General features: G+C 50.2%; 1 rRNA gene. It reads right to left on the minus strand.

What is annotated here, in order from left to right:
* Positions 1–235: ribosomal RNA gene (locus ACQXR1_RS22245) — 23S ribosomal RNA — on the minus strand; the annotation flags it as partial.

The raw sequence follows: 235 nt of genomic DNA on the forward strand, positions 1-235 counted from the left end.
CTATGGCGGGCCTTTCCAGACCTCTTCATCTACCTCGTTCCTTTGTAACTCCGTACAGAGTGTCCTACAACCCCAAGAGGCAAGCCTCTTGGTTTGGGCTAATCCCGTTTCGCTCGCCGCTACTCAGGGAATCGCATTTGCTTTCTCTTCCTCCGGGTACTTAGATGTTTCAGTTCCCCGGGTCTGCCTTCTCATATCCTATGAATTCAGATATGGATACCACTCCATTACGAGT

The organism is Bacillus sp. ATD, assembly GCF_050585765.1.
GTDB classification, from domain to species: domain Bacteria; phylum Bacillota; class Bacilli; order Bacillales; family Bacillaceae; genus Bacillus; species Bacillus stercoris.